This window comes from Sphingobacterium corticibacterium, from assembly GCF_004208525.1.
Classification (GTDB): domain Bacteria; phylum Bacteroidota; class Bacteroidia; order Sphingobacteriales; family Sphingobacteriaceae; genus Sphingobacterium; species Sphingobacterium corticibacterium.
Map to the genome: position 1 here is coordinate 82,908 of NZ_SGIT01000006.1, position 26,682 is coordinate 109,589.

23 protein-coding genes are annotated in these 26,682 nt (G+C 39.0%); 19 read left to right on the top strand and 4 right to left on the bottom strand.

What is annotated here, in order from left to right; all coding sequences use genetic code 11:
* Both EWE74_RS20030 and EWE74_RS20035 read right to left on the bottom strand, forming a co-directional pair.
* A complete protein-coding gene (locus tag EWE74_RS20030; protein ID WP_130143440.1) occupies positions 1–411 on the bottom strand; it encodes a DUF3408 domain-containing protein in 411 nt (136 codons plus the stop codon).
* Positions 412–423: 12 nt separating this feature from the next.
* A complete protein-coding gene (locus EWE74_RS20035) occupies positions 424–1,191 on the bottom strand; it encodes a ParA family protein (RefSeq protein WP_130143441.1) in 768 nt (255 codons plus the stop codon).
* A gap of 683 nt (positions 1,192–1,874) precedes the next feature.
* Here EWE74_RS20035 and mobA point away from each other — a divergent pair.
* Both mobA and mobB read left to right on the top strand, forming a co-directional pair.
* On the top strand, positions 1,875–2,312 hold the full coding sequence (mobA, locus tag EWE74_RS20040) for a conjugal transfer protein MobA (RefSeq protein ID WP_130143442.1): 438 nt from the start codon (positions 1,875–1,877) through the stop codon (positions 2,310–2,312).
* A gap of 2 nt (positions 2,313–2,314) precedes the next feature.
* On the top strand, positions 2,315–3,598 hold the full coding sequence (gene mobB, locus EWE74_RS20045; RefSeq protein ID WP_130143443.1) for a conjugal transfer protein MobB: 1,284 nt from the start codon (positions 2,315–2,317) through the stop codon (positions 3,596–3,598).
* A gap of 28 nt (positions 3,599–3,626) precedes the next feature.
* Here the strand turns inward: mobB and EWE74_RS20050 are convergent, their stop codons facing one another.
* Positions 3,627–4,184 carry a hypothetical protein gene (locus tag EWE74_RS20050; protein WP_130143444.1) on the bottom strand — a complete coding sequence of 186 codons (558 nt, stop codon included), beginning with the start codon at positions 4,182–4,184 and terminating at the stop codon, positions 3,627–3,629.
* Positions 4,185–4,398: 214 nt separating this feature from the next.
* Here EWE74_RS20050 and mobC point away from each other — a divergent pair, with 214 nt between their 5' ends.
* The 6 genes from mobC (at position 4,399) to EWE74_RS20075 (ending at position 9,900) form a co-directional block, all read left to right on the top strand.
* The gene (gene mobC / locus EWE74_RS20055) at positions 4,399–6,393 is read left to right on the top strand and encodes a conjugal transfer protein MobC (RefSeq protein WP_130143445.1); all 1,995 of its coding nucleotides are present in this window, start codon (positions 4,399–4,401) and stop codon (positions 6,391–6,393) included.
* Between the two features lie 195 nt (positions 6,394–6,588).
* Positions 6,589–7,467, top strand: a complete 879-nt coding sequence (locus EWE74_RS20060; protein WP_130143446.1) for a helix-turn-helix domain-containing protein — start codon at positions 6,589–6,591, stop codon at positions 7,465–7,467.
* An 89-nt stretch (positions 7,468–7,556) separates the two neighbouring features.
* A complete protein-coding gene (locus tag EWE74_RS20065) occupies positions 7,557–8,231 on the top strand; it encodes a hypothetical protein (RefSeq protein ID WP_130143447.1) in 675 nt (224 codons plus the stop codon).
* Between the two features lie 447 nt (positions 8,232–8,678).
* Complete coding sequence (locus EWE74_RS21150) at positions 8,679–8,849, top strand: hypothetical protein (RefSeq protein WP_165384778.1); 171 nt, start codon at positions 8,679–8,681, stop codon at positions 8,847–8,849.
* Positions 8,846–9,442, top strand: a complete 597-nt coding sequence (locus EWE74_RS20070; RefSeq protein ID WP_130143448.1) for a superoxide dismutase — start codon at positions 8,846–8,848, stop codon at positions 9,440–9,442. The genes EWE74_RS21150 and EWE74_RS20070 overlap by 4 nt, the downstream gene beginning before the upstream one ends.
* 17 nt (positions 9,443–9,459) lie before the next feature.
* On the top strand, positions 9,460–9,900 hold the full coding sequence (locus EWE74_RS20075; protein WP_206365314.1) for a tetratricopeptide repeat protein: 441 nt from the start codon (positions 9,460–9,462) through the stop codon (positions 9,898–9,900).
* A 730-nt stretch (positions 9,901–10,630) separates the two neighbouring features.
* Here the strand turns inward: EWE74_RS20075 and EWE74_RS20085 are convergent.
* Positions 10,631–11,299, bottom strand: coding sequence for a metal-dependent transcriptional regulator (locus EWE74_RS20085; RefSeq protein ID WP_130143451.1), 669 nt, complete (start codon positions 11,297–11,299; stop codon positions 10,631–10,633).
* 222 nt (positions 11,300–11,521) lie between these two features.
* Here EWE74_RS20085 and EWE74_RS20090 point away from each other — a divergent pair, with 222 nt between their 5' ends.
* From EWE74_RS20090 to EWE74_RS20140, 11 genes are all read left to right on the top strand, one after another.
* Positions 11,522–13,807: a TonB-dependent receptor gene (locus EWE74_RS20090; protein WP_130143452.1), complete on the top strand. Its 2,286-nt coding sequence runs from the start codon at positions 11,522–11,524 to the stop codon at positions 13,805–13,807.
* 14 nt (positions 13,808–13,821) lie between these two features.
* Positions 13,822–14,289 (top strand): thioredoxin family protein, encoded by a 468-nt coding sequence (locus tag EWE74_RS20095; RefSeq protein WP_130143453.1) that lies wholly within the window; start codon positions 13,822–13,824, stop codon positions 14,287–14,289.
* Between the two features lie 46 nt (positions 14,290–14,335).
* Positions 14,336–15,160 carry an RteC domain-containing protein gene (locus tag EWE74_RS20100; protein ID WP_130143454.1) on the top strand — a complete coding sequence of 275 codons (825 nt, stop codon included), beginning with the start codon at positions 14,336–14,338 and terminating at the stop codon, positions 15,158–15,160.
* 563 nt (positions 15,161–15,723) lie between these two features.
* A complete protein-coding gene (locus tag EWE74_RS20105; protein ID WP_130143455.1) occupies positions 15,724–16,863 on the top strand; it encodes an efflux RND transporter periplasmic adaptor subunit in 1,140 nt (379 codons plus the stop codon).
* Positions 16,864–16,877: 14 nt separating this feature from the next.
* On the top strand, positions 16,878–20,006 hold the full coding sequence (locus EWE74_RS20110) for an efflux RND transporter permease subunit (protein WP_130143456.1): 3,129 nt from the start codon (positions 16,878–16,880) through the stop codon (positions 20,004–20,006).
* A 3-nt stretch (positions 20,007–20,009) separates the two neighbouring features.
* On the top strand, positions 20,010–21,413 hold the full coding sequence (locus EWE74_RS20115) for an efflux transporter outer membrane subunit (protein ID WP_130143457.1): 1,404 nt from the start codon (positions 20,010–20,012) through the stop codon (positions 21,411–21,413).
* Positions 21,414–22,517, top strand: coding sequence for a sensor histidine kinase (locus EWE74_RS20120; RefSeq protein WP_130143458.1), 1,104 nt, complete (start codon positions 21,414–21,416; stop codon positions 22,515–22,517).
* A gap of 2 nt (positions 22,518–22,519) precedes the next feature.
* Complete coding sequence (locus tag EWE74_RS20125; protein WP_130143459.1) at positions 22,520–23,281, top strand: LytR/AlgR family response regulator transcription factor; 762 nt, start codon at positions 22,520–22,522, stop codon at positions 23,279–23,281.
* A 421-nt stretch (positions 23,282–23,702) separates the two neighbouring features.
* Positions 23,703–24,101, top strand: a complete 399-nt coding sequence (locus EWE74_RS20130) for a DoxX family protein (RefSeq protein WP_130143460.1) — start codon at positions 23,703–23,705, stop codon at positions 24,099–24,101.
* A gap of 85 nt (positions 24,102–24,186) precedes the next feature.
* Positions 24,187–25,443, top strand: coding sequence for an MFS transporter (locus tag EWE74_RS20135; protein ID WP_130143461.1), 1,257 nt, complete (start codon positions 24,187–24,189; stop codon positions 25,441–25,443).
* 411 nt (positions 25,444–25,854) lie between these two features.
* The gene (locus EWE74_RS20140) at positions 25,855–26,679 is read left to right on the top strand and encodes an RteC domain-containing protein (protein WP_130143462.1); all 825 of its coding nucleotides are present in this window, start codon (positions 25,855–25,857) and stop codon (positions 26,677–26,679) included.
* Positions 26,680–26,682 lie beyond the last annotated feature (3 nt).

Here is a 26,682-nt window from a genome sequence, read left to right on the forward strand (position 1 = left end):
TTATAAAATAGGTTTAAAACGTTCATTGAAATAATCTGTAATATCATCCCCAAACTCTCTGAAGTGTTGTTCAAGGATATTGTCGATGTATGAGTAGAGGGTTGTCTTTTCTTCCCTCGTTAATTGCACTATCCGGAGCAATCTTTCGTGGTATTCGGGGCGTATGTAAACAACCTTACCGCTGCGACCTGACGGAAACCGATTGACCAGGAATGTTTCCTCATAGTCCACTTTTTTTGACGAACTGTTTCGGGCTTTGTCTTTGGGCTTTGTCTTGATTTCCTTTTGTTCTTCCTGTTGCTGATTATTTTGGGGTGGAGCTACCGGCTCATCACCACTGATGATGTTCATTAAATAATCCTCATCAACATCGGGCTTTTTAAAATCTTCGTTTTTGTTATCTGAACTCATAGCTGAATGATTTTAGAGATGCGTAATTTTCAAGAATTCTTCGACAAACAAATCCATTTTGGTTGCTTTCATCAGTTGTGTTTCGGCAGGCAGCAGGCTTGACCTGAACACGTAACTTTCCGTATCGTCCGTTTCTTTTCGGAAACGTTTGCTGTCCATTATCCTCGTTTCCATTATGGGTAGTTTCAGTTGTTTGATAACACTTTGATATGCCTCGTACAAACTTGTTTTTTCCCTTCCATCTACCTGGTTCCAGAATAGCCACAACTCTTGCTCATCGTTTCCTTCAATAGTTTTAGGTAGTTCAAGAAAGGCTTTGGTGAAGCCCAATGTGCTTTCCACCACCAAGCGGTCGGCCGTAATGGGTGAAAAGATATAATCCATCATTTTCAGGGTGGTCAATACCCCCTTGGTATTGGCGGTTCCCGGCAGGTCAAAGAAAATAACATCCGGTACAACTGCCGACTGACTTACATATTCCGATGCTTTTTCCAAAGCATATTCAGCCTTGCTTTTGATAATCGGGTATGCCTTTTTGTTGATGGTCTGGAATTGCTTCATTGCTACCTTTTTATGGTAGTCATTCTGCATAATGGTCTTCTTATCCCGTTCACGCATATTGGTCAGACTGTGTTGCGGAAAATCACAATCCAAAACCAGGACATTAAACCCTAAGCGGTAGTGAAGCACACTTGCCAGCAAGGTGGTCATCGTAGATTTTCCCACACCGCCTTTCTGGGTGGAGAAGCTGATTTTTAAGGTTTTCTTTCTTGTTTCCATTATTTAAAAATTTATTGTTACACACTTTACCTGCTTTACAGGTTTGAATATTCGTGTATTCGAATATTTCCTCGTTCCCATATTCCTGCATTGGTTTTTGGGGATATTCTTATACTGTTTTTTGCTTTCCTTACAGTCTTATTAGGCATATATTTTAGCAAGTGGCAAACCTTACAAAAAGCAAAATGCTTTACCGCTTTTATGCTTTTACACTTTTAAAACCTTACGCTTTTATTCCAAACTGCCTGTTTACAGACCTGATTTGTTTTCTTGTTTAAATACATTTTTTACTGCCTGCCTTAAAACTATAAGGCAAATAAAGCGATTGATTTATCCGGGTTTGGAAGTGTGGCAGTGTTTGGCTTTCAAAGGCAGTGTTTGTCCGGGTATCGCATTGCAATACTCTTTTAAACAGGTCTTTACTTTGTAAAATGATTTTTATTAACGGATTTATGCAAAAGTCTTTTGACATATCAGGGAGTAACGGAAACGGCATCGAACCGTTTTTCCCTGTTACCTTCAATCCGTCCCGAAGGGCGGATTATTGTGTTCACCAGAACACGGCAAGTTGTGTTTTGAGGCACTCGAAACCGAGTTTCGTGCCTCAAAACAACTTGCCCTTTGCAGGGGGCAGAAAAAACCTCCGAAGTCGGTTTTTCGTGTAAATAATAATTGGATTAGTAATGAATGAGAACAGTAACAGCAAGCAGAATAAGGGCGGTCGTAAGCCCAAGCTAAACCCGAGCACCCACCGCCACGTTTTCCGTCTTACAGATGAGGAAAATGCAAAACTTTTATCGCTTTTTGAAGCATCAGGAATGCCCAAAAAAGCAAAGTTTATCATTTCACAGTTATTCGGAAAGGAAATGAAGTCGGTTAAAATAGACAAAGGAACGGTTGATTTTTATATGCGGCTGACTTCGTTTCACAGCCAGTTCCGCTCCATAGGTGTGAACTATAACCAGATTGTGAAACTATTATACAAGCATTTTACCGAGAAAAAAGCAGCAGCTTTTCTCTACAAATTGGAAAAGCAGACGGCTGAAATGGCGATGTTATGTCAACAAATCATTCAGATAACCGAAGAGTTTGAAGCAAAACACCTGAAAAAACAGCGGTAGAAATGATAGCGAAAATCGGTAGAAGCGGAAATTTGTATGGGGCATTGGCATACAATCAGCTCAAAGTGGAGAATGAAAACGGACAGATTTTATTCGCCAACAAGATGATTGAAACCGCCAACGGTCATTATTCCATTGCTCAATTAGCCCAATCATTTGCTCCATATTTGGTTGCCAACCGTAATACAGAAAAGCATACACTGCATATTTCGATTAATCCCGACCCGAAGGACAACGTAAGCGATGATAAATACAGGCAGATGGCAGAACAGTATATGCGTGAAATGGGCTATGGAGAACAACCGTTTGTAGTCTTCAAACATACCGATATTGACCGCAGCCATATCCACATCGTATCAGTTTGCGTGGACGAACAGGGCAAAAAGATTTCGGACAAATTTGAGAAAATGCGGTCTATGAATGTATGCCGCGAATTGGAAAGACAGTACAATTTGATACCCGCAACGGACAAAGAGCGTAATCAGAACGATAAGGTTTTCCGTCCGGTGAACTATCGGGCGGGTGATGTAAAAAGTCAAATCGCTTCGGTAGTCAGGCATATACCTAATTATTATAAGTTTCAGACTTTGGGTGAGTATAATGCCCTGTTATCCTTGTTCAATGTTACGACCGAAAAGATAGAGGGTGAATTGCAGGGACAACTACGGAAAGGCTTATTGTACATACCCTTAAACGAGAAAGGCGAAAGAGCCGGACACCCGTTCAAGGCTTCACTATTTGGTAAAGATGCAGGGCTTCTGGCTTTGGAATTGCATTTTGCGAAATGCAAAACAGATTTGAAAAACCATCCAAACCAAAAGACTTTACAGTCAGCCGTTACCATTGCCCTCCAATCCACAAGAGATGAGTTGAGCTTTAAAAAACAATTAGCGGAACAGGGCATTAATGTTGTGGTTAGGAGGAATGATGCAGGTCGTATCTACGGAATGACATTTATAGACCATAATTCTAAAGCTGTTTGGAATGGTTCACGTTTAAGCAAGGAACTTTCTGCGAATACCTTTAATGATTATTGGAACAATAATATCAAACCGGAAATAAAAGATCCAGTTGAATTACAACCGAAAATATCCGCAACAAACGATGCGAATATTCCACAAGAGGAACCACATCATTTGTTCGACTTCCTGAAGACTGAAAAACACGAAGACGGTTTAATAGAAGCATTGGGAGGTTTGCTTCCCGAAGCACAGGGAGAAGATTACGAAGAACAGGATTTTGCCAATAAGATGAAGAAGAAAAGGAAGCGAAAAAGAGGTCTATAAAGTTATATTGTCAATACACGCCAGTCTATTATAAGGAAATTTTCAACCCCAATGCATAGCTCCAGTGCAAAATCTTTGGGGCGTTTGGTGTTTTGAACTGATAAATTCCATAGACGTATAATAGAAAAAGTACAAATGCACCCCAACTTAACCCGATGCTCCAAATACCTTGTCGTTCAGCCGGATTAAAAAGACCGGCTACCAGTGATTTTACGATATATGCCGGAACAAAACAGCATATTATCACACAGATTGCCCAAGGCAATATCCATAGCTTACGATTATTCACCTTCAATCCGATGATAGTTCCTTTTAAGAAATAAATGATGCAGAAAATAAAGTAGGTAAATATTAAGGTGAACACCCAGATTTTAGGTTTGTCGGCTTCTGCTCCCAACAACTTTTGTGAAAGTAAAAATCCGGTATAAAGGAACACTCCGAATACAGCAAAAATTTTTAAGGCGATAATAAACACCTTACTGATCACAAACATTAGTCCTGTGGCAGATTGACTTTCCCCATTCTTTCGTGCTATATATTCTTCCTCACTTTCTCCCGGATAAGCATCAGGATTATTCCAATTCATATCATTTCTTTTTTAATGTCGATAATCCATATGGATGGAGATAATCCAAGATGATTTTCAAGAGTATAAATTTAATAAAAAATTGTTGCAAAACTGAACCTGATTAAACCCGCTTAACGACAAATACCGCCACACAACGCCATTGAGTGCCACATTCTAATAGCCAATCTTTAGAGCTTTTAAATTCACGCCCGAACATTAAAACTGAATAATAATGCAGGGAGAAGACGATTTAAGAGGCTTAGCCAAGATAATGGCTTTTATGCGGGCAGTGAGTATCCTTTTGATACTAATGCATCTTTATTGGTTCTGCTACGGTTTCTTTATGGAGCGTGGCTGGACACTCGAAACAATCAACAAAATTTTAAGCAATTTCGACCGAACGGCAGGTTTGTTCTCGCATACCTTATATACTAAAGTATTCGCTTTGGTATTGTTGGCGTTGAGTTGCTTGGGTACTAAAGGCGTTAAAAACGAAAAAATAACCTGGTCTAAAATTTACGTGGCTTTGGGTATTGGCTTCGTCCTGTTTTTTCTGAATACACCTTTATTGAAATTGTCATTAGTTACCGCCACCTTCCTTTATATCCTTACCACAGGTTTAGGTTATGTAGCTCTGATGGTAGCCGGAGTGTGGATGAGCCGTTTGCTTCGTACCAACCTGATGGATGATGTTTTCAATAACGAGAATGAAAGTTTTCAGCAGGAAACCAAATTGATGGAAAATGAATATTCCGTCAATCTTCCAACAAAGTTTTATTACAAGAACAAATGGAATGACGGTTGGATAAACATAGTAAACCCCTTCAGGGCAACTATTGTTTTAGGAACACCTGGCTCCGGAAAATCGTATGCCATTGTAAACAACTACATCAAACAGCAGATAGAGAAAGGTTTTAGTATGTACATCTACGATTTCAAATTCGATGACCTTTCTACCATTGCTTACAATCATCTTTTGAAGAACAGGGATAAGTACAAGGTACAGCCGAAATTCTATGTTATAAACTTTGATGACCCACGCAAGAGTCACCGTTGCAATCCATTGAACCCCGACTTTATGACGGACATATCCGATGCTTACGAAGCGGCATATACCATAATGTTGAACCTTAATCGATCGTGGATACAGAAGCAGGGGGATTTTTTCGTAGAAAGTCCGATTATCCTGTTAGCCGCCATTATTTGGTATCTGAAAATCTATGATAACGGCAAATATTGCACATTCCCGCACGCTATTGAATTGCTGAACAAAAAGTATTCAGACGTATTCACAATTTTAACTTCATACCCTGATTTAGAAAACTACCTATCACCCTTTATGGATGCCTGGCAAGGTGGAGCACAAGATCAATTACAGGGGCAAATCGCATCGGCAAAAATTCCTCTTTCAAGAATGATTTCGCCCAGTCTGTATTGGGTAATGACAGGTGATGATTTTTCATTGGACATCAACAACCCGAAAGAACCCAAAATTTTGTGCGTAGGCAACAATCCCGACCGCCAAAATATTTACTCCGCAGCTTTGGGTTTATATAATTCAAGAATTGTAAAGCTCATCAACAAAAAAGGGCAACTGAAAAGCTCGGTCATCATTGATGAGCTACCAACCATTTACTTCAGAGGGTTGGATAATCTCATCGCAACCGCAAGAAGTAATAAGGTGGCGGTTTGTTTGGGCTTTCAGGACTTTTCGCAATTAACAAGGGATTACGGCGACAAAGAGAGCAAAGTAATACAAAATACAGTCGGCAATATTTTCAGTGGTCAGGTGGTAGGCGAAACAGCAAAAAGCCTATCAGAACGTTTCGGAAAAGTATTGCAGAAACGCCAGAGTATGACCATAAACCGAAACGATAAATCTACTTCCATATCCACCCAGTTAGATAGCCTTATTCCGGCTTCCAAAATTTCAACACTTACACAGGGTATGTTTGTAGGCTCTGTATCAGATAATTTTGATGAACGTATCGAGCAGAAAATCTTTCACGCTGAAATTGTAGTGGATAACGAAAAGGTATCCGCTGAAACCAAAGCCTACCAAAATATTCCGGAAATTTTATCCTTTGTAAATGAGCAAGGCGAAGATAAAATGAAACAGCAGATTGAAAGCAATTACCGCCAGATAAAATCAGATATTCTGAATATTGTGGTAAGTGAAATGGAGCGTATAAAGAACGACCCGGATTTAAAACATTTAATGTTATAGTATTATTAATTTTGATAAGTGGGCCTAATACATTACTATGACGCCTCCTCCCCAAATTAAAAGTGGAGTAACCTGTATAAATACCCCCTAATTAATCCTACGTAGATAAATCTTTTGTGCTAATTTATACTATTGTATCAATCATTGATTCTCCTAATTGTTTACCTTTGTTTGTCAATCAATTTACAGTATTTTTTGAATAAACTAGTAACATCAGCACTATTTAAGAGGGAGTATTTGAAAAATATTCCCGAAAGTTTTCAATGGCAGGAAACACCATTGCAGATCTATTCTTTAAGTTTTTTGAGAAATCATCTAAACCTCCCGTTGCCCTATTTACGCAATGACTACAATTTTCTGTTTTACATAAGGGAGGGGAGTTTTGTGAATCAGATAGGCAATGAAGTTTACAGAGTAGAAGCAGATTCCCTTATTTTTATATCGATAGGAACAGTTAGTGCTTTGCAAGAGATTTCCCCTGATTTAAACGGATATTTTATTCTCATTGAAAATGAAGCGATGTCCTTGCTTTTCAACCAGCAAGAATTACTTAACGTTTTTATGATTGACCCTGTGTTGCATTTGAAACTGTCGGAAAGTAACTGGATTGATGCTCTTTGCCGTCTAATTTTCACCGAACTGATATCGCTGACATCGAATAGTCAGACAGGAAACAGTCTGGTACAGGCACTTCTAAATAAGATATTGTACTTGTCGAAAAAAAATAGATCTGTATCCAGAACTCAACAAATGGCTATAAAGTTCAAGCAATCAGTTCATCAAAATTATATTAATGAAAAACAGGTTTCATTTTATGCCAACGAATTGGCAGTTTCAGCAAATTATTTAAATAGATGTGTGAAGACCGTATTTGGTAAAAGTTGCAAGGAAATCATATTGGAAGTGGCTATGCTGAATAGTCAGATTTTATTGGCAGATATAAATAAATCCATCTCAGAAATTAGCTACGAGTTAAACTTTGATGATCCCTCTTATTTTACAAGGATTTTTAAAAGCTTTACTGGTCGTACTCCGTCAAGATATCGCAGCGAAGCAATGCACGATTTATCCTAATTACTGCATAGTTATTCCTATTTTACCTGCATTATCCAATCTAATTTTGCAGTATGAGTTTAATGTAAATCTTTTAGCAAATAAATAATATGGGTAAGTTTCTCAGTTCAGTAGTTATTTCAGTTTTATTTTCAACCACCTTGCTTTATGCTCAAGTTCAAAGCGAAGTAAATAGACCTCCACTACAAAATCCGCCAATCACTATGGAAACAATGGTTGGTAGCAGAGGGGTAATGTATCAATTGCTTGTCAATAAAAAATTTCAAAGTATTCCAAAGCTAGGTTTTTTCAGTGTTACGAATGGAACGGCAACATGGGAAAAAGAAATGACACCCGATATCATGACGCAGGCACACCTTACCTATAGCCTTTTTAAAGGTCTTAACGTATCAGCAGGGATGCAGTATACGCCAGTCTACGGATTTCGTCCAGTGGCAGGTTTAATATATTCGTATGCTAGCAAAGATTGGCTGATTATTGCAAACCCGAAGATAGATTTAGCAAGTGATTTTGCCTCTGAAAACTTGGCGTTAATTGAGTATAAGCCAAAAATCAATAATAAATTTAACTTCTATAGTCGCATTCAGGGACTTTATGGATTCGTTCCTGAGTCAGGGAATCATAATAGAAGTTACATCATGCTCAGAGCTGGTTTGAGCTATAAAGAGTTTACATTCGGTGCTGCTACAAATTTTGATTGGTACGGCCCAACAAAACATAATGAGAATAGCTACGGGATATTTGTTAGTGTATTATTGTTTTAATGATGCTTTTAGCGGTTGAATTATTTAGAAGAAATGCCAATAAAATGCCACTCACCGGCTAAGCATCTCCGTATAATAAAACTATCAAAGGATTAATACTACCCTTTTTACCGGAAGAAAAATGGAATTGAGAGTATATCCTCAAACGTTGAATATTTAGAGAAAGCAAATCGAAATAGTGTTTAGCTAGTAAGATATCAACACAAAATAAAAAGAAATCTCCCACTAGCACTGTGAGACGAGATCATTGAGCATGTATTCCTGTTAATATACAGGAAGGAAAGCCGGAGCCCTAAAAAGCTTCGGCTTTTCTTTTTCTTGTATAAAATGACATTCTCTTTTGGCAAAACCTGTATCCAACCAAAAACAAAATAAACGACCTAATTATTTTGTTAGTTCATACTAACTTATTATTTTTGCTAATCTAATTTTTGTAAATTTCAGAATATGGATTATGTGATAGAATTATTAGAGGAGAACAAGAAGTACCTGGAAAGGAATATCCGGGATAATAAACTGATGCAGACCAATATGCGGAAAGCCACCGAAGAGCTAAGTCACGTAAGTCAATTAAAGAGAGATATTAAAATTTTAAAACTAAAGAACAATAAGAGATGAGAATTACACAAGCATTACCGGAACTTCCGTACGAAAAAAACGCACTGAACCCGATTATTACGGAGGAAACGTTTGATTATCATTACGGCAAGCACCACGCTACCTATGTCAATAACCTTTCAGGGTTGGTAAAGGACACCCCATTGGAAAGTGCATCCATTGAGGAAATTATCTGCAAAGGGTTCACGGAAAACAACGCACCGTTATTTAACAACGCTGCCCAGCACTGGAACCACAGTTTTTTCTGGCACTGCCTTTCTCCGAATGGCGGAAAAGCACCCGAGGGAAAAATTGCAGAGCTGATAGCCCGTGATTTCGGCTGTTTTGAGGATTTTAAAACTAAATTTTCGGAAACAGCCGTCAAGCTGTTCGGCTGCGGGTGGGCTTGGCTCGCTCAGAATGAACAGGGCATACTGGAAATAGTGCCGATGAAAGATGCTTACACGCCACTGACCGAAAACAAAAAGCCAATCCTTACGCTGGATGTTTGGGAGCACGCCTACTACATCGACTACCGCAATGCCCGTCCAAAGTTTGTAGAGGGATTTTGGGAAATCGTAAACTGGGATTTTGCCAATGAAAATTTAAAATAAAAATGAGTGATATCTGTATGAACCACATAGAAAGATATTGGCAGGCATTGACCATTGCCAACAACGAAACTTTCAATAAAGGAGATTTTGAAAAAGCATTGACCGGTTACAAAGATGCTTTGTACAGGGCAGAAGTACTGAATAACCATATTCTGGATTGCATCCGTTTGAAAATCCCGTTCATACAGGTGTACATCATTTCCTGCAATAACCTCGCAAACACCTATGAGGAATTGGGAAAGCTGGAGGAAGCCGAAAATATGCTCAAACGAACGGTCTATTACCTCCTGCATCTGGCAGGTAATAAGAAGCTGAACATTGATGAGATACAATCTGAGCTGAAAAGAGCCGCTCTCAGTTATGTACGGTTTGCAGAAAAAATCAACTCCGGAAAAGTAAAGCAGGAGCAGCTTTTTAAAACGCTTAAACAACAATTAGTAGAAAGTGATTTAATGTAGATATCATGTTGCGACATTTTTTTTGGCACGGACAATGACAATATAATTTGGAAAATCGTTCTTTCTGTTAATATAATGTGGAAATTACTGAATTTACCAAGCAGGAAGCCCTGAGGACAGGAATAGCATTAAAAGAAGAAACAATAAATGTGGCGTTCACTCCCAAACTCATCACAGCACGGCATAGACTGCAAATCATCCTGGAAGAAATAGGAAAAGGAGAGCATATACGGAGCATTGATCGAAGGAGCATACGGACTACTCGTAGGATAAACAAAGCCTAAATCCCCAAAAATAACAAAGCATAACAGGTGGCAAAAGCCTGAAAGCTACCTATGACAGTACGATATCCTATTTTGAAAACCATACCAAGCTATATTGCAACATCAGAAAGTGTTCTGATTGTGATACATGGCAATGATTTACGTGCTTTAATAATATCCCTGATGGGATCTACTCCCGAAAAAAAATTGCAATAGGAAATTGCTATGGGAGAAACCTTAATTTATGTTTGTGACCAACAGATAAATGTAATCAAATTGGGAAAGCCATAATATTACCAGTATGATAATTACCTCGGCAAGACAGTCTTTTCTGTATAACCTGTGCATTGGGAGAGCATTTACTTTGAGCAATCTGGATATTTGCGTGGTGGAAATAATCTCACAATTGGGTAGAGAACCCCAGATTCATTTTTAACAAATACCTATTTTTGAATTCGTCAATTCTTTTATTTCTTCTTACTTTTTTTGCTGACCAGCAGGTTATCGCAAACCTTACTGCTCAGCATTTCATTTTCCTTTTTGCCATAACTTATAGTCATACTCCCGTCAAACGGTTCAAGTTGTTTTATTTTAAGTTCAAGCCCTAAAGAAAGATCACGGCTGGTTAGGAATTTCAATAAATCTTCAGAAGATGGCTGTACCGCCATAAAAGTAACCGTATCTCCGACTTTGCAATCGCTTAATTTAACGTAATTATCCGATGCTATATTTCCGTTGGCATCAGGGATAGGCGAACCGTGTGGATCTACTTTAGGAAAGCCAAGCAGTTCATCCATCTTTTCAAAAAATTCTGGTGCCTGTATATGCTCTATCTGTTCAGCTATACTGTGAACTTGTTCCCAGCCGAATCCCATTTTTTCAACCAGGTACATTTCCGTTAATCTGTGTTTCCTTATAATCAGTGCAGCAAGCTTTCTTCCTTCATCAGTTAATTTCAGCGGTTTGTAACTTTCATAAACAACTAATCCCTTTTCAGCCAGCCTTTTCATCATACTATTAACAGTCGGCATTTTAATATCTAACTGTTTACTAATGTCGTTGACAGTGGCTTCGCCTTTTAAGCTGGTCAAGTTATATAAAACCTTCAGGTAATTTTCTTCCGTATGTGATATCATTAGACAAAAATATTAAATATTAGCACTACCTAACAACAAAGTTAGAATTTATTTTGTTAGTATCGTCTAACTTATTACTTTTGCAAGACTAAAAATAATTTAAAGATAGCACAAACAATATGAGAGATAAAAAACTGCTCCATTACCCTAATAGCCCTTAAAACAATCCAGCTATTAACATTTTCAAACTTTTTCAATAATCATTTAATAATTAAAATATCAATGAAACATTTACTCAGTATAATCTTTATACTATTCACTGTCTGTGCAATAGCACAAACAGGTAAAATATCCGGTAAGATATCAGATGCGGGAGGAACATCTCTCGAAGCAGCATCTATACGCATTCCAAAATTGAAAATCGGAGTGTCTTCTGATGATCAGGGAAATTACGTTTTAGAAAACATACCTTACGGTACTTGGGAAATTGAGATAAATCATCTCAGTTATACCATCCACAAGGAAACTATAATAATAAACAGTGAATCACTTTTCAAAGATTTTGTACTGGAAGAATCGTCTGAAGAATTGGAAGGCGTAGTAATATCTGGTACAATGAAGCCCGTTTCAAAATTGGATAGTCCCATTCCAGTAGAAGTCTACACTTCAAAATTTTTCAAAGCAAACCCGACTCCATCACTCTTTGATGCACTACAAAATGTAAACGGTGTTCGTCCGCAACTAAATTGCAATGTTTGTAATACAGGCGATATTCATATAAATGGATTAGAAGGTCCTTATACAATGGTTCTTATTGATGGAATGCCAATTGTTAGTGGACTTTCGACTGTTTATGGTTTAAGCGGGATTCCTCAATCACTAATAGATCGTGTTGAAATTGTTAAGGGACCTGCATCAACTTTATATGGTAGCGAGGCTGTGGGAGGTTTGATTAATGTAATCACTAAAAGACCAGGCAATGCTCCCATTATTTCTGCCGATATATTTGGTACTACGTGGGGAGAAGTCAATGCTGATATTGCTGCAAAATTTAATGCTGGCAAAAAAGCTCAATCACTATTAGGTATCAATTATTTCAATTACACTAACCCAATCGATAACAATAATGATGGGTTTACAGATTTAACACTTCAAAATCGTATTTCTATTTTTAACAAATGGAATTTTGACAGAAAGGACAATAGAATTTTCACCATAGCAGGACGCTATCTTTATGAAGATCGTTGGGGAGGACAGATGAATTGGAACAGAAAAAATAGAGGTGGCGATGAAGTGTATGCCGAAAGTATTTATACCAGCAGATGGGAATTATTTGGAAATTATCAGTTGCCGATAAAGGAAAAAGTATTCTTTCAATTTAGTTTAAATGGACATGATCAAAATAGTGCTTATGGAGATGAAATATATATCGCTGATCAAAAAATTGCATTTGGACAATTTTTCTGGGATAAAACGATTGGAAGAAATGATTTATTGATAGGTGCGACTTATAGATACACTTTTTATGATGATAATACCCCTGCTACTGCATCTTTTGACAATCCAAACATAAATGAACCATCAAAAACACATCTTCCAGGTGTTTTTGTTCAAGATGAAATCACACTAAGCGAAAATAACAAGTTATTACTAGGTGCACGATACGATTATAATTCTATACACGGAAGCATAATCACGCCAAGAATTAATTACAAATGGAATTCTGCCAATAAAAATAATATTCTTAGAGTAAGTTTTGGTAATGGGTATCGAGTTGCCAACGTTTTCACCGAAGATCATGCAGCTCTTACAGGAGCTAGACAAGTTGTATTTATGAGTGAGTTAAAACCAGAAAAATCATGGAATGGAAATATTAATTATGTTAAAAGGATGAATGTAGGCAGTACATTCATTGGGTTAGATGCAACTGCTTTTTATACCTATTTTACCAACAAAATTATTCCAGACTATCAAACAGATCCCAATAAAATCATTTATGACAATTTAAATGGAAATGCTGTATCTCAAGGTGTATCCCTAAACATTGATGTAGCTTTCGAAAATGGATTAAAGATACTTGCTGGAGGAACAATTATGGATGTATCCTCAAAAGAAAATGGGATACGAGAACGACAATTAAAAACAGAACGTTTCATGGGCACGTGGACCATTGGTTACACCATTAAGGAAATTGGATTGACTATTGATTATACAGGAAATGTTACAGGTCCAATGAAATTACCCTTGTTAAGTGATACAGATCCTAGAAGACAACACTCGCCTTGGTGGAGCATTCAAAATATCCAATTAACCAAAAAAGTTGGTCGTAATATCGAAATTTACGGAGGGGTGAAAAATCTTCTAAACTGGACGATTGGGAAAACAAATCCATTTGTTATTGCTAGATCTCATGACCCTTTTGATAGAGACGTTACTTTCGATGCAAATGGTCAAGCAATGGTTACACCGAACAATCCTTACGGGTTAACTTTCGATCCTGACACATATTCTTATGGACCTAATCAAGGAATAAGAGGCTTCTTGGGATTCCGCTATAATCTATTTTAATTGAGTGGTTAATAATGAGGAGATTTGGACTAGTTATGATTATGATTTTCTGTTTGGGTGGTATCGCTACTGCCCAAACAGAATCTTTTGCTATTGAAGATATCGATAGCATTATGCAAACCCAAAAGAAACCAATACTTATACTGCTTTCAACAGATTGGTGTAAATACTGTCAGATGCAGAAAGGTCAATTGGCAAAAAATAAAGACTTCCAGAAACAAGCGGATAATTTCTATTATATAGTATTCAATGCTGAACGTAAACACTCTATTGTATTTAATCAAAAGACCTTTCAACATAAAGCTACAGGATTATCATCAGGTATTCACGAGCTTGCTATTGCACTGAGCGGATCAGAGAACATAACTTTCCCGACTTGGGTTCTACTGGACAGTAGATATCAGGTTCTATTCAGATACAGTGGGGTATTAAAACCTTTAGAGATAAGGGAATTGCTGAAAGCAATTGAAGAGTCCAGATAAAGCTTCTTAAATGCATTGGTCTATTCTTTCACATTTGATAAAAGCTATGGATATAACCTATAACAGAATACTTCACAAACTTGAACATGATATTCAGGATATTGAAATTGAATCGGATCACTCCATACAACGTATCGAGATCATCATAGAACTTATCATCAACTCTTTGTCTGAAGTAAAAGAGCACGTTTTGAAGAACGGGTTTAAGAATACTGATGTAGAAATTCATTTTTTCAAACATCAAAAGCCAGCTATTGTAGCAAAGCTTATCTACTACAATGCCATTTACAAAATCGAAACAAAGAAACCAAATGATACAAAGGCTGTAAAGAAATACCTTAATGAAGAATTGAGAAAGCTAAAAAGGTATTTTGATAATAATCTTGAATTTTATAAATATTACCGGACTAATAATTCATTTATTGACGAAAAGCTGTTTCTTCGGGGAAAACACGATATTAAACTGACTTTAGATACGGTTTATTTTGAGACCGATCATAGATTTTCCACCTCTCACGACTATAAGGCAGCAAAGATTATAGCTAATGATCTTATACAAGTTTATATTGAAGACCAACTGAACAATACCAATCAACAGAAATCACTTTACCGTTCTTCATTAAACTGGTCAGAGAGCAAAACTGCATTAACCGAATTAATTTATTCACTGCATACACAGGGTGCTTTTGGAAATGCAGATATAATAGCTATTGCCAAAACATTTGAAAATACCTTCAATATTAATTTGGGCGATTTCTATCATACATTTATGGAACTTAAATCCCGAAAAATAAATCGCACTAAATTCCTTGACAGCTTACGTGACGCTTTGGTCAGAAAGATGGATGAAGATGACGAAAGAATAAACTAAAATCCTTGCAATATCCCTTGAGGTTTATGAACATCTTTTGTTCAAATAATGACTTCCAGTCAACAGGAAGGATTTGATTTATCGTAAGATAGATCATCCTATTAAATATCTAAAACCGTATTTGAAACCGCCCTAATCAAATGCGTTATCAACGTGAACAATAACACTTATAGTGCAAGTTATCACGACCAATAACTATAGTAACTACAAGCTGCACTTCCTAGAGTTTTTTATAATACTTTCCCTTTTTTCATTTTGTATTTATAGATTTTGATGACCCTACAAGTGAACCAATAACATCTATCTGGATCATAAATATTTTTTAGGAAGTAATCATCATATCAAACGTTGTTTGTATACTTTCTATTTTGAGACCAATAATAGCACGGGGAAAAAAGAAAAAATGAAAGTGTTCTACAAGACTTAATAGCATCGACAAAAACTTAACTCCCGATTTCCGCATTTCAGTTGCATATTTCCGCATTTCAGCCAGATTCTCCTAATATATAAATAACACCTGTTCTACTTTTGCATTTCATAAACGTCAAATTAAAGAAAATCCGATGAAGCATTTGATAGCAAAAAAGCAAAATGTTCTGATGCTGTTTTTAACAGCTGCACTTTTTATTCAAGGGTGTAAGAACGCCACAAACGAAGTTGAAGACCACGCAGAAACAGTACAGGCAGAGGTGTTTACTTTACAGCCTTCCGACGCAGCCCTCGAACAGACATTTCCGGCTAGTTTGCAGGGAAAGGATAATATCCAGCTCCGCCCACAGATAACCGGTTATATTGACAAGATATTTGTGGATGAAGGGGCTTATGTTAAGGAGGGGCAGCCTTTATTCCGTATTAACGCAAGCGTATACCGCGAACAAAAAAATACGGCTTTGGCTTCTTTGACCATGGCAAAATCACAGCTGGAGTCTGCACAGCTGGAACTGGATAAATACAAGGTTCTAAGTGATAATAAGGTTGTGGCAGACTTTCAATATCAAAAGGCAAAAGCTAATTACGAAAATGCAAAAGCCGCCGTGACCCAACAGCAGGCACTTGTGGCCTCTGCTGATGTTAATCTTGGGTTTGCGGTTGTAAAAGCACCTGTAAGCGGCTATGTCGGGCGTATTCCCAATCGCCTGGGAGCTTTGGTAGGGCCCAATGATACACAGCCCCTGACCACAGTATCGCAGGTAAGCGAAATCTATGCCTATTTCTCTTTGCCCGAAAATGAGATTCTGAAAATAAATGCCTCTCGGCCAGGCTCTAATTTGTTGGAGAAACTGAAAAGTTTCCAGGATATCAACTTGTTGCTGGCAGATGGAAGTGCTTATGGCCATGTCGGTAAAATAGATATGATGGACGGTCAATTCGATCCGAGCACAGGTTCTGTCATGCTCAGAGCATCTTTCCCCAATCCGGAAAGTTTGCTGAGAACGGGGAATACCGGCAGAATCGTTTTAAAATCGACAGAGCAGGATGTTTATAAAATACCGGTTCTGGCTACCTATGAAGTACAGGACAAAATTTTTGTAGGATTAGTGGACAACTCCAACAAAATGCAACGGGTAGCATTAAAAGATTATGTAAAATCAGGGGACTTTTATATCGTAAAATCAGGTTTGAATGCGGGAGACCGGATCATTGCGAATGAACTGGCGTCAGTTCCTGAAAATGCGACTATAACGCCAAAAGTTAACCCATAAAAATTCGTTAAGAGATGTTAAGTAAAATTATAAAAAGACCCGTACTGGCTACGGTTATTTCCATCATAGTGGTGCTACTGGGAATTATAGGGTTATTGCGTATCCCGATGACCCAGTTTCCGGAAATCGCCCCCCCTACGGTTTTTGTATCGGGAACCTATCCCGGTGCCAACGCAGAGAGTGTCATCCGTTCGGTCGTTACTCCATTGGAACAAGCCATCAACGGTGTGGAAAATATGCAGTATATGACCTCCAGTGCTGCAAATGACGGAAGTTTTTCCATCACCATCATTTTTCAGCAAGGTGTTGACCCCGATCAGGCTGCCGTAAATGTTCAGAACCGCGTAGCACAGGTCAATGCGCAATTGCCCCAGGAAGTCATAAGGCTTGGACTGACGACCACCAAACAGCAGACAAGTTATCTGATGATGGTAAATATCAACAGTGAAAATCCTGATAAATATGATGAGGGCTTCCTACAAAATTATGCCAATATCAACCTGCTTCCCGAGTTAAAACGTATTCCTGGAGTTGGGAATGTCAGTTTATTTGGTTCCAAGGAATATTCGGTAAGGGTCTGGATCAATCCGACCAAGCTATCGTCGTATGGTTTAGTGCCCTCTGATGTAGAAGCTGCCATACAGCAATACAGCTTTGAGGCATCGCCGGGAACACTTGGACAGGAAAGTGATGCTACCCTACAATACACATTGCGTTATAAGGGGAAGTTGAGTAAGCCTGAAGAATTTGAAAATATCATTCTACGCTCCAAAACGGATGGTGCGGTCTTACGACTTGGAGATGTTGCACGTATCGAGTTCGGACTGTCCAATTATTCGAGTGACACGTACACCGATGGAAAGCCTTCTATTGTTTTTGCGGTCATTCAGGCCAGTGGTTCCAACGCGAACGATATTGCCGTTAAAGTGAATGAATCGCTTGAGCAGTTTCAGAAAAATGCTCCGGATGGTATCAAATACGAAATCATCCAGAATATGAAAGACCGTTTGGATACTTCTGTTTCGCAGATGAAAACCACGCTGATCGAAGCATTCCTGCTTGTATTCATTGTGGTGCTGGTTTTCCTTCAGGATTTCCGCTCCACGATCATCCCGGCAATAGCGGTGCCCGTGTCCATTATCGGAACGTTCTTTTTTATCTATCTGATAGGTTTTTCCGTGAACGTACTGACCTTGTTCGCGCTGGTACTTGCCATAGGTATTGTGGTCGATGATGCCATAGTGGTCGTTGAAGCGGTACACGCCAAGATGCAGCAGACGGGCGAATCGGCAAAGACGGCCACGGTTTCCGCCATGAGCGAAATCAGTGGAGCTATTGTTTCCATTACCCTGGTAATGTCCGCAGTATTTCTTCCGGTAGGTTTTATGGAAGGTCCGGCGGGAATATTCTATAAGCAGTTTTCCTATACCTTGGCCATTGCGATCCTGATTTCTGCGGTAAACGCACTGACCCTGAGCCCGGCACTGTGTGCTTTATTACTAAAGAACCATCATGGAGGAGAAGAGGCAGAAAAGAAAAAATTCACGCAACGTTTCTCCGATGCTTTCAACGCGAGCTTTGAGAGATTAACGAATAAGTATATCGGTGCGGTCAAGTTTTTAGGAAAGAAAAAGCTGATTGCAATCGCAGCTCTATTAGTGATTTCTTTCGGGGCCTTCTTTTTGATGAACAATGCCCAGAAAGGATTTGTACCTGAAGAAGATGACAATAACCTCACCTTTGTAGTGAATCTGCAGGCAGGTGCAAACCTGCAGTTTATTGCGGCAGAAATGGAAAAGGCAACCAAGATAGTTTCAGAACTTCCCGAAGTAAGGAGTATCAGTACGGTTTCTGGGTTTAACCTGTTTACCTCCGGAACGGCTCCAAACTCCGCAATGGGTTTCATCACCCTTAAAAAGCCGAAAGACCGCGGTGAAATCTCCGATATCAATGAAGTTATGCACAAAATAGAACAGTTGATGCACGGAAAGATCAAAGGCGAGTTTCTGATTTTCCGGAACCCCGCGGTGGAAGGTTTCGGAACAGCCGGTGGAGTGGAATTTGTGTTGCAGGACAGAGCTTCTGGTAGTATCAATGATTTTGAAAAGGTAAGTCAAAAAGTCATACAGGCCATTAACGAACGTCCCGAAATAGGTATGGCGTTCACAACTTTCCGAAGTGATTTTCCGCAGTATGAAGTGGAGGTCAACGAAGATAAAGCACACCAATTGGGATTGACGCCGAAAGAAGTGATGGATGCCCTTCAGCTATATCTAACGGGGTCACAGACAACGGATTTTATCCGCTTTGGAAGATTGTACCGGGTAAATGTACGTTCCGAATCAGATTTTAGGAAAAATGAAGCATCGCTGGAAAATATAATGGTGCGCAATAACCTGAATCAAATGGTGCCGATTGCGACATTGGTCAGCCTCAAAAAAGTTTTCGGTCCGCAGGATATTAGTCGTTACAATTTGTACAACAGTATTCGCGTGAACGTGAATGCGGCAGGGGATGCCAGTACCGGAAAAGTAATGAATGTGATTGATGAGGTACTGAAAGAAGAATTGCCCAAAGGATACAGTTATGAGTATAGCGGATTGGCTTTACAGGAGCGAAATTCTGGTTCGCAGATGGTCTTTATTTTCGGTTTGAGCATCCTATTCATTTATTTTCTCCTTGCCGGGCAATATGAAAGCTACTTGTTACCATTGGCGGTAATATTGTCGCTGCCTACGGGTATCCTTGGCGTATTTATCGCTACAGGATTGGCTGGCGTGGACAACAATATCTACGTGCAGATCTCACTGGTCATGCTGGTTGGCTTATTGGCCAAAAATGCAATCCTGATCGTGGAGTTTGCCGTACAACAGCGAAAGGCCGGACTGTCGGTTTTTGAGGCAGGTATTGCCGGAGCCAGAATGCGTCTTCGTCCTATTTTGATGACTTCGTTCGCTTTCGTTGCAGGGTTGGTACCGCTGATGTTTGCAACGGGTGGAACAGCCATCGGAAATAAATCCATCAGTATCAGTGCTGCCGGAGGGATGTTGAGCGGAGTTGTTTTAGGGGTGTTGATTATCCCCGTCCTTTACATGATCTTTCAAGGCTTACAGGACAGAATTTCAGGCAATAAAAATGCATAGACGATGAAAAAATTAATGATAAAAAATAGCATTGCAGGACTTATCCTGGTTTTACTGACCCAGTCCTGTAAGGTAACCAAAGATTACCAGCGTCCGGAGCTGAACGTTCCCGCTGCATATGAGGATACGTATGCGGCAAAAGATAGCACTTTAGTGGAAATTCCATCCTATACACAGTTTTTTAGTGATCAAAAACTGGTTACCCTGATTGATCAGGTAATGGAAAACAATCCCGACCTGATGATTGCTGCCGAGCATATCTTAGCTACAGAAGCGATACTGAAGACAGTGAAGCTCAATTATCTTCCAGAGGTCAATCTGCAGATCAATGCGGGCGTCCAGCGCCTCTCCAAAAACAGTATGATGGGGTCATTCGCGGGTAACCTATTGTTTGAAGAATATAACTTTGCACCGGCGGTGTCCTGGGATATTGATTTCTGGGGAAAACTGAAACGGCAGAGAGAGGAAGCACTATCCAACTATTTAAGCCAGGCAGAGAACCGAAGGGCATTGCGTGTTCAGTTGATCGCACAGACAGCCCAGGCCTATTACAACCTGCTCAGCCTGGACCAGCAGTTACGCATCACGCAGCAGGTGGAGAAAAGCATGCAGGAAACATTGGATATCCTGCAGGTACAATTTGGTGTAGGCGAGGTAAGTTCCCTGGCAATCAAACAGTCCGAAGCACAACTGGCAGAAACACGGGCGTTGGTTCCAGAAATAAAGGCAAGCATCAAGGCACAGGAAAATGCCTTGCAGATATTGGCAGGAAGCTACCCGGCATCGGTAGAGCGTTTGGCTGATTTGACCGATGCGGCATTTCTAACCTCATTGCAAGCAGGTATCCCTACAGATCTGTTAAAGAACCGTCCTGATGTCAAGCAACAGGAATTATTGCTCCGGGCAGCCAGTGCACGCGTAGGGATTGCCAAGACCGAATTTTATCCCGGTCTGAAAATCACGGGACAAGGAGGTCTGAACGCTATCAAGGCGAGCAATTGGTTTTCTATTCCTGCTTCCTTGTTCGGTAATGCGACTGCAGGACTGACCCAGCCTATCTTCAATAAAAGGGCCATCAGGTCGTCTTATGAGCAGGCATTGCACCAGCATGAAGCAGCGGTGCATGAATTCAGGAAATCAGTCCTGAATGCGGTAGAAGAAGTCAGTACATCCATGAGCAATATTGAACAGATCAAAGAGCAGATCAAAGAAGTCAATAACAGAAAAAAAGCACTGGATAAAGCCATTGCGGATGCGCAGATACTTTATAAATACGGCGAGGCAAACTATCTGGAAGTTCTGACAGTGCAGCAGAATTATTTCCAGACTGAATTGGCGCATACCATGACCGTTCAGAAAGAAATAAATGCTTACATTGCTCTATACAAATCTTTAGGCGGAAATTAAATGAATAATAAATCAACAGCGCTGTACAATCAACAATGGAAACCATTTTTCCATTGGAGTGCTGTGCTTGTTTCATTGGGATTAGCTAACCTCATCCAGTATCTCCTGAATCCCAAGAGCTGTTGGTGGAGTTTCTATACCGAAGCAAAGTGGACCGAGATATCCGGGACTATTGTTGGTGGAATTGCTATGTATGCCATTTTGTTTTGGATCATTACACTGCTGACCAACTGGGCAAATAAGCGCGTAATTTTCGGAAACAATATATCGGTTCACTTTCTTGTAACCACTACGGTGGTTATCGGAGCGATGTTCTTTTTGCTTTATCTTGAAAATATTATCTATGTAACTTTCTGGCCCGAATCATCAGAAGTTGATCAGGAAATAGAGCAGGCGGTAAGACAATATCTTGTGGTAAACATGGTGGTAGCTGCATTCGTGAATAGTTTTTATCACTCCTATTTCTTTTTTGAAAAGTGGAAAGCCAAAGTTATCGAAAGCAATAAACTTGAGCTTCACGCCCATCAGTTAAAGGAAAGTGCTTTACAGTTTGAACTGGAAATACTGAAACTGCAATTGGATCCGCACTTTTTGTTCAACAACTTCAGTATCCTCACCCAGCTGATTGAGACAGACCGGCAGGGGGCACTGGAATTTCTTTCGAACCTTTCCCGGGTATACCGTTATATTTTAACAACGGGTAAGAAAGATACGGTTGTTTTACAGGATGAGCTGAAATTTGTAGAGATGTATTTTCATCTGATCAAGATACGTCACGGAAATACCATTTTTCTGGACATCGACATCAGTGAATCCGATAAACGCAGAGGCATTCCCCCGGTTACTTTACAACTGCTGATAGAGAATGCCATCAAGCATAATATTTCTACTTTGAAGAAGCCGTTGTCCATCGTTATTGAAAGTGGCAAAGAAGGATCAATTGTCGTAAAAAACAATCTCCAGCCCATCAACATAGACTATAAAAGTACGGGAATGGGACTGACGAACATCAAGGAAAGATACCAGTTGTTATATGGTAGGTTACCGGAAATCAGGACAACGGAAACAAGCTTTGAAGTAAGGTTACCTTTGTTAAATTTATAAGTATGATTATGAATTACCTTATCATAGAAGATGAACAGTACAATGCAGAACTGTTAAAAGGATTGGTTGAGAAGTATGATCCTGCGATGAACCTGTTGGCGGTCTTGCCAAGCATTCAGGAGAGTGTAGAATGGCTAGGTTCCCATCCTCACCCTGACGTGATATTTATGGATATAAGGCTCGCAGACGGTCTCTCATTTGAAATTTATAATCAGGTGTCTATTCAATGCCCTGTCATTTTCACTACGGCTTATGACGAATATGCCCTGCAGGCATTTAAAGTCTATGGAACAGCTTACCTGTTGAAACCTATTGTACAGGAAGAATTAGAAGAGGCATTGGATAATATCAACGAATTTCGTGTGATGACTTCCCCGGAAGATGTGCATGGAATTCTGGAGATGTTGAGAACGCAGCAAAAGACCTACAAAACCCGGTTCTTGTTGCATTACCGCGATGATTATAAAGTCATACCTGTGGAACATATTGATTATGCTTTTCTGGAGCATAAGAACGTTTATTTCAAGCTCGTGGACGGTTTTTCGATAGCAGTACCTTACAGTCTCGAAGAATTGGAAGAACAACTTGACCCGAAGTTTTTCTTTCGGGTGAACCGTCAATTTATCCTACACATCAACAGTATCGAGAGTATCCATAAATATTTCAATGAAAAAGCAAAGATAATCTTAAAAAGAGACCCAAACACGGAAGTCATTGTGAGCAGGATTAAAATGCCTCTATTTAAGTTATGGCTGGACAAGTAAAATAGGTGCTCAGAACATTGATTTCAATTATATTGAACAATATGTCGTTGATACGTAAAAGGAATATCCTAAAGTATTAACTAAAAATAATGAGGAAAAAAAATAATAACATAGACCTTATTTATAGAGGAAGATCAGGTTTGGCTGCGGCCCTTACCGAATAAAACGGATACCATATTCGGTATTTCCAGAACCGAACATACTTATCTTACCGCCTTGTCCACATGTTAAATAGATTTGTTCCTAATTTATGGGAATCTAAAAAATCGGTAGCCGAGGTAAAAGATATAATAGCAGATCAGAAAATTGATTATTTGATTTACAATGTCGGTGTCCGGGGAGCATCATGCCCTAACTGAAGGCTTTGATTTTTCGAAAACTCGTACTTCAGAAATCATCCTGTTAAACTTAAAAAAATAAAATGAAACAAACAAATTTGGGATTATTAATAGTAAGGTTATCCATTGCTGGACTCATGTTACTGCATGGTGTGAGCAAATTAATATCAGGCCTTGATATCTTGCCTGAAATGCTTAAGGATGTAGGTCTGCCGTCTTTTTTGGCATACGGAGTTTATGTCGGAGAAGTAATTGCTCCCCTCTTGATGATTATTGGATTTCGGACAAGATTAGCGTCCATGATTTTTGTCATCAATTGTTTGTTCGCCATTTTCCTGGTTCATTCTAGTGAGATATTTAGTTTAGACGGTAACGGTGGTTGGGCCATTGAGCTTTTAGGGTTGTACTTATTTGGTGCACTGGCTTTAGTATTTACTGGAGCAGGAAATTATGCTGTATCAACAAACAACAGATGGGATTGACCTTTATGGAGAGAACAATGTTGAAAATGAGTGGAGTAAATAGATAGACTCCTGTATATAGTTTGATGTAATACTGAAATTTAAGATGGATAAAAGCGATTTATTGGAATTAGAAAACCCTGATGTAAACGAAAATGATGAATGGAAAGTTAGGTATTGGACAATTTTTATTGGACAATCATTATCCCTTTTAGGCTCATCACTAACACAGTTCGTACTGATGTGGTGGATTACTGATACAACAGGAAGTATATCTTATCTTGCGATAGCAGGAATGGCTGCGCTATTGCCGCAAGCATTATTAAGTCCATTAGGTGGTGTACTGGCAGATCGGTATAACCGTAGACTTATCATGATTGTTTCCGATGCCATCAGTGCTCTTTGTATGGCGGTATTGATATTCCTTTTCTTAAATAATAGCATAGAATTGTGGCATACATTCGTGATGATGGCCATAAGGGGAGCTATGCAGGCATTTCAAAGTCCTGCCAGTGCAGCCAGTACGGCGATGCTAGTTCCAAAATCATTTATCATAAAAGCAGCTGGATTAAATCAGATGATGCAAGGCGTGACCATGGTTGGCAGTGCTCCTTTAGGTGCGTTTGCTATTAGTTTTATGCCTTTAGGTTGGGCTTTAAGCATCGATGTCATTACGGCTATCTTGGCCATTACTCCTTTATTTGTATTTACTATTCCACAAATACGCCAAATGAAAGCGTCCAATTTAATGGGTACGATCAAAACTGAATTTTTGGAGGGACTATCCTTGGTTTGGCAAAATCAGGGATTGAAAAGATTGTACGGATTGCTGGGCTGTGTTGTACTCATTGTTATGCCTTCTTATACATTTGTTCCTTTATTAGTGAAGGAATATTTTAATGGGGGAGCAAGAGAAGTAGGTATAATGGAGGGATTAGCTGGGGTAGGAATGCTTTTAGGCGGTGCAATTGTGACTGCAATGGCGCCCAAGCGAAAAATAGTATGGATATTGATCGGCTCAACAATTACCTGCTTATCGCTATCTTTTGTCGCGTTCACTCCTTCGACATTATTTTGGGTAGCCGCGATGTGGTGGTTGATAAACGGTATTGCTTTTATTTTTCTCAATGCACCACTAACGGCATTATTGCAAACTACCATACCGAATCAACTTCAGGGACGTGTACTTTCCCTGCTCAATACCATCATGGCTTTGGCAGCGCCTATCGGGTTGGTATTAGCTACTCCTTTAGGAGAACTAATCGGTATTCGATGGCTGTTTGCAGTGGTGGGTATAGCGGGCGGTATGGTCAGTTTATTCGGTTTCTTATCACCTTCTTTGAGAAATTTGGATCGCAAATAATCCTATTATTTTAAACCTAAAACAAGTACGATAATGCCCGATTCGCTTAACTGCTTTAAAGCTTGCTGATTGTTTGTTCATACCACGGGCAAATTATGAAAGTTCTTCGGATCTTCTTATCTGGTTGTTCTTTTAGAATTGTTTTTTATATCGGAAAATACAATTCCAATACTGGAAGCCTTGCATTCTTTTCAAACAAATCTGTCTTGGAAGAATACCTGACCGGTTCTCCTTTTTCATTTTAGAGAATTTACAAAAGAAAATGAAGAGAAAAAAGAATAAAATAATAATAGATATGTGTGACATGTTTCTAAGATTACTTCATCAACGAACAAGTTAAGGAGTATGTAAGATTTCAAGTTGTCGGGCTATAGCCTTAATCAATACTCTTGACCTAAACCAAATCGCCGTATGGAAAATTTTTATAACACAACGGTTTCTAATCTGAAAGCAAAAATTAATGAATTGGAGGTTGAAATGCCATGTTCTTTGCAGAGAACAGAGATTATTATCCAACATATTAACAATTGCTTATCCGAAATAAAGGAACTCGTATTGCACAAAGGGTTTAAGGATGAAAATGAGGAGATATTTTTCTTTAAATATCAAAAACCTGCTATTGTTTCTAAACTGATTTACTATAATGCCATTTATAAAATCGAAACAAAGAAGCCCAATGATTCAAAGGCTATTCGGAAATATCTCAATGAAGAATTGAGAAAGTTGAAAAGATATTTTGACAACAATCTCGAATTTTACAAATACTACCGAACAAAAAATTCATTTATTGACAATAAGCTGTTTCTTCGGGGAAAACACGATATAAAATTGAGCCTTGATACCGTTTATTTTGAAACCGATCATAGGTTTTCTACTTCACACGATTATAAAGCAGCAAAGATTATTGCTAATGACCTGATACAACTCTATCTAGAAGATCAGCTAAATAATAATAATTATAGTAATCGGAAAAAATCTAACACTTCCCCTTTAAATTGGAAGGGCAACAAAACAGCTTTAACCGAGTTGATTTACGCACTGTATTCACAAGGTGTATTTGGTAACGCAGACATCAAAGTCATCGCTAAAACGTTTGAAATTGCATTCAATATAAGTTTGGGCGATTTTTACCATACGTTTATGGAACTTAAATCCCGAAAACTAAACCGCACTAAATTCCTTGACAGCTTGCGTGATGCTTTGATTAGAAAAATGGATGAAGAGGACGAAGTTTAACCG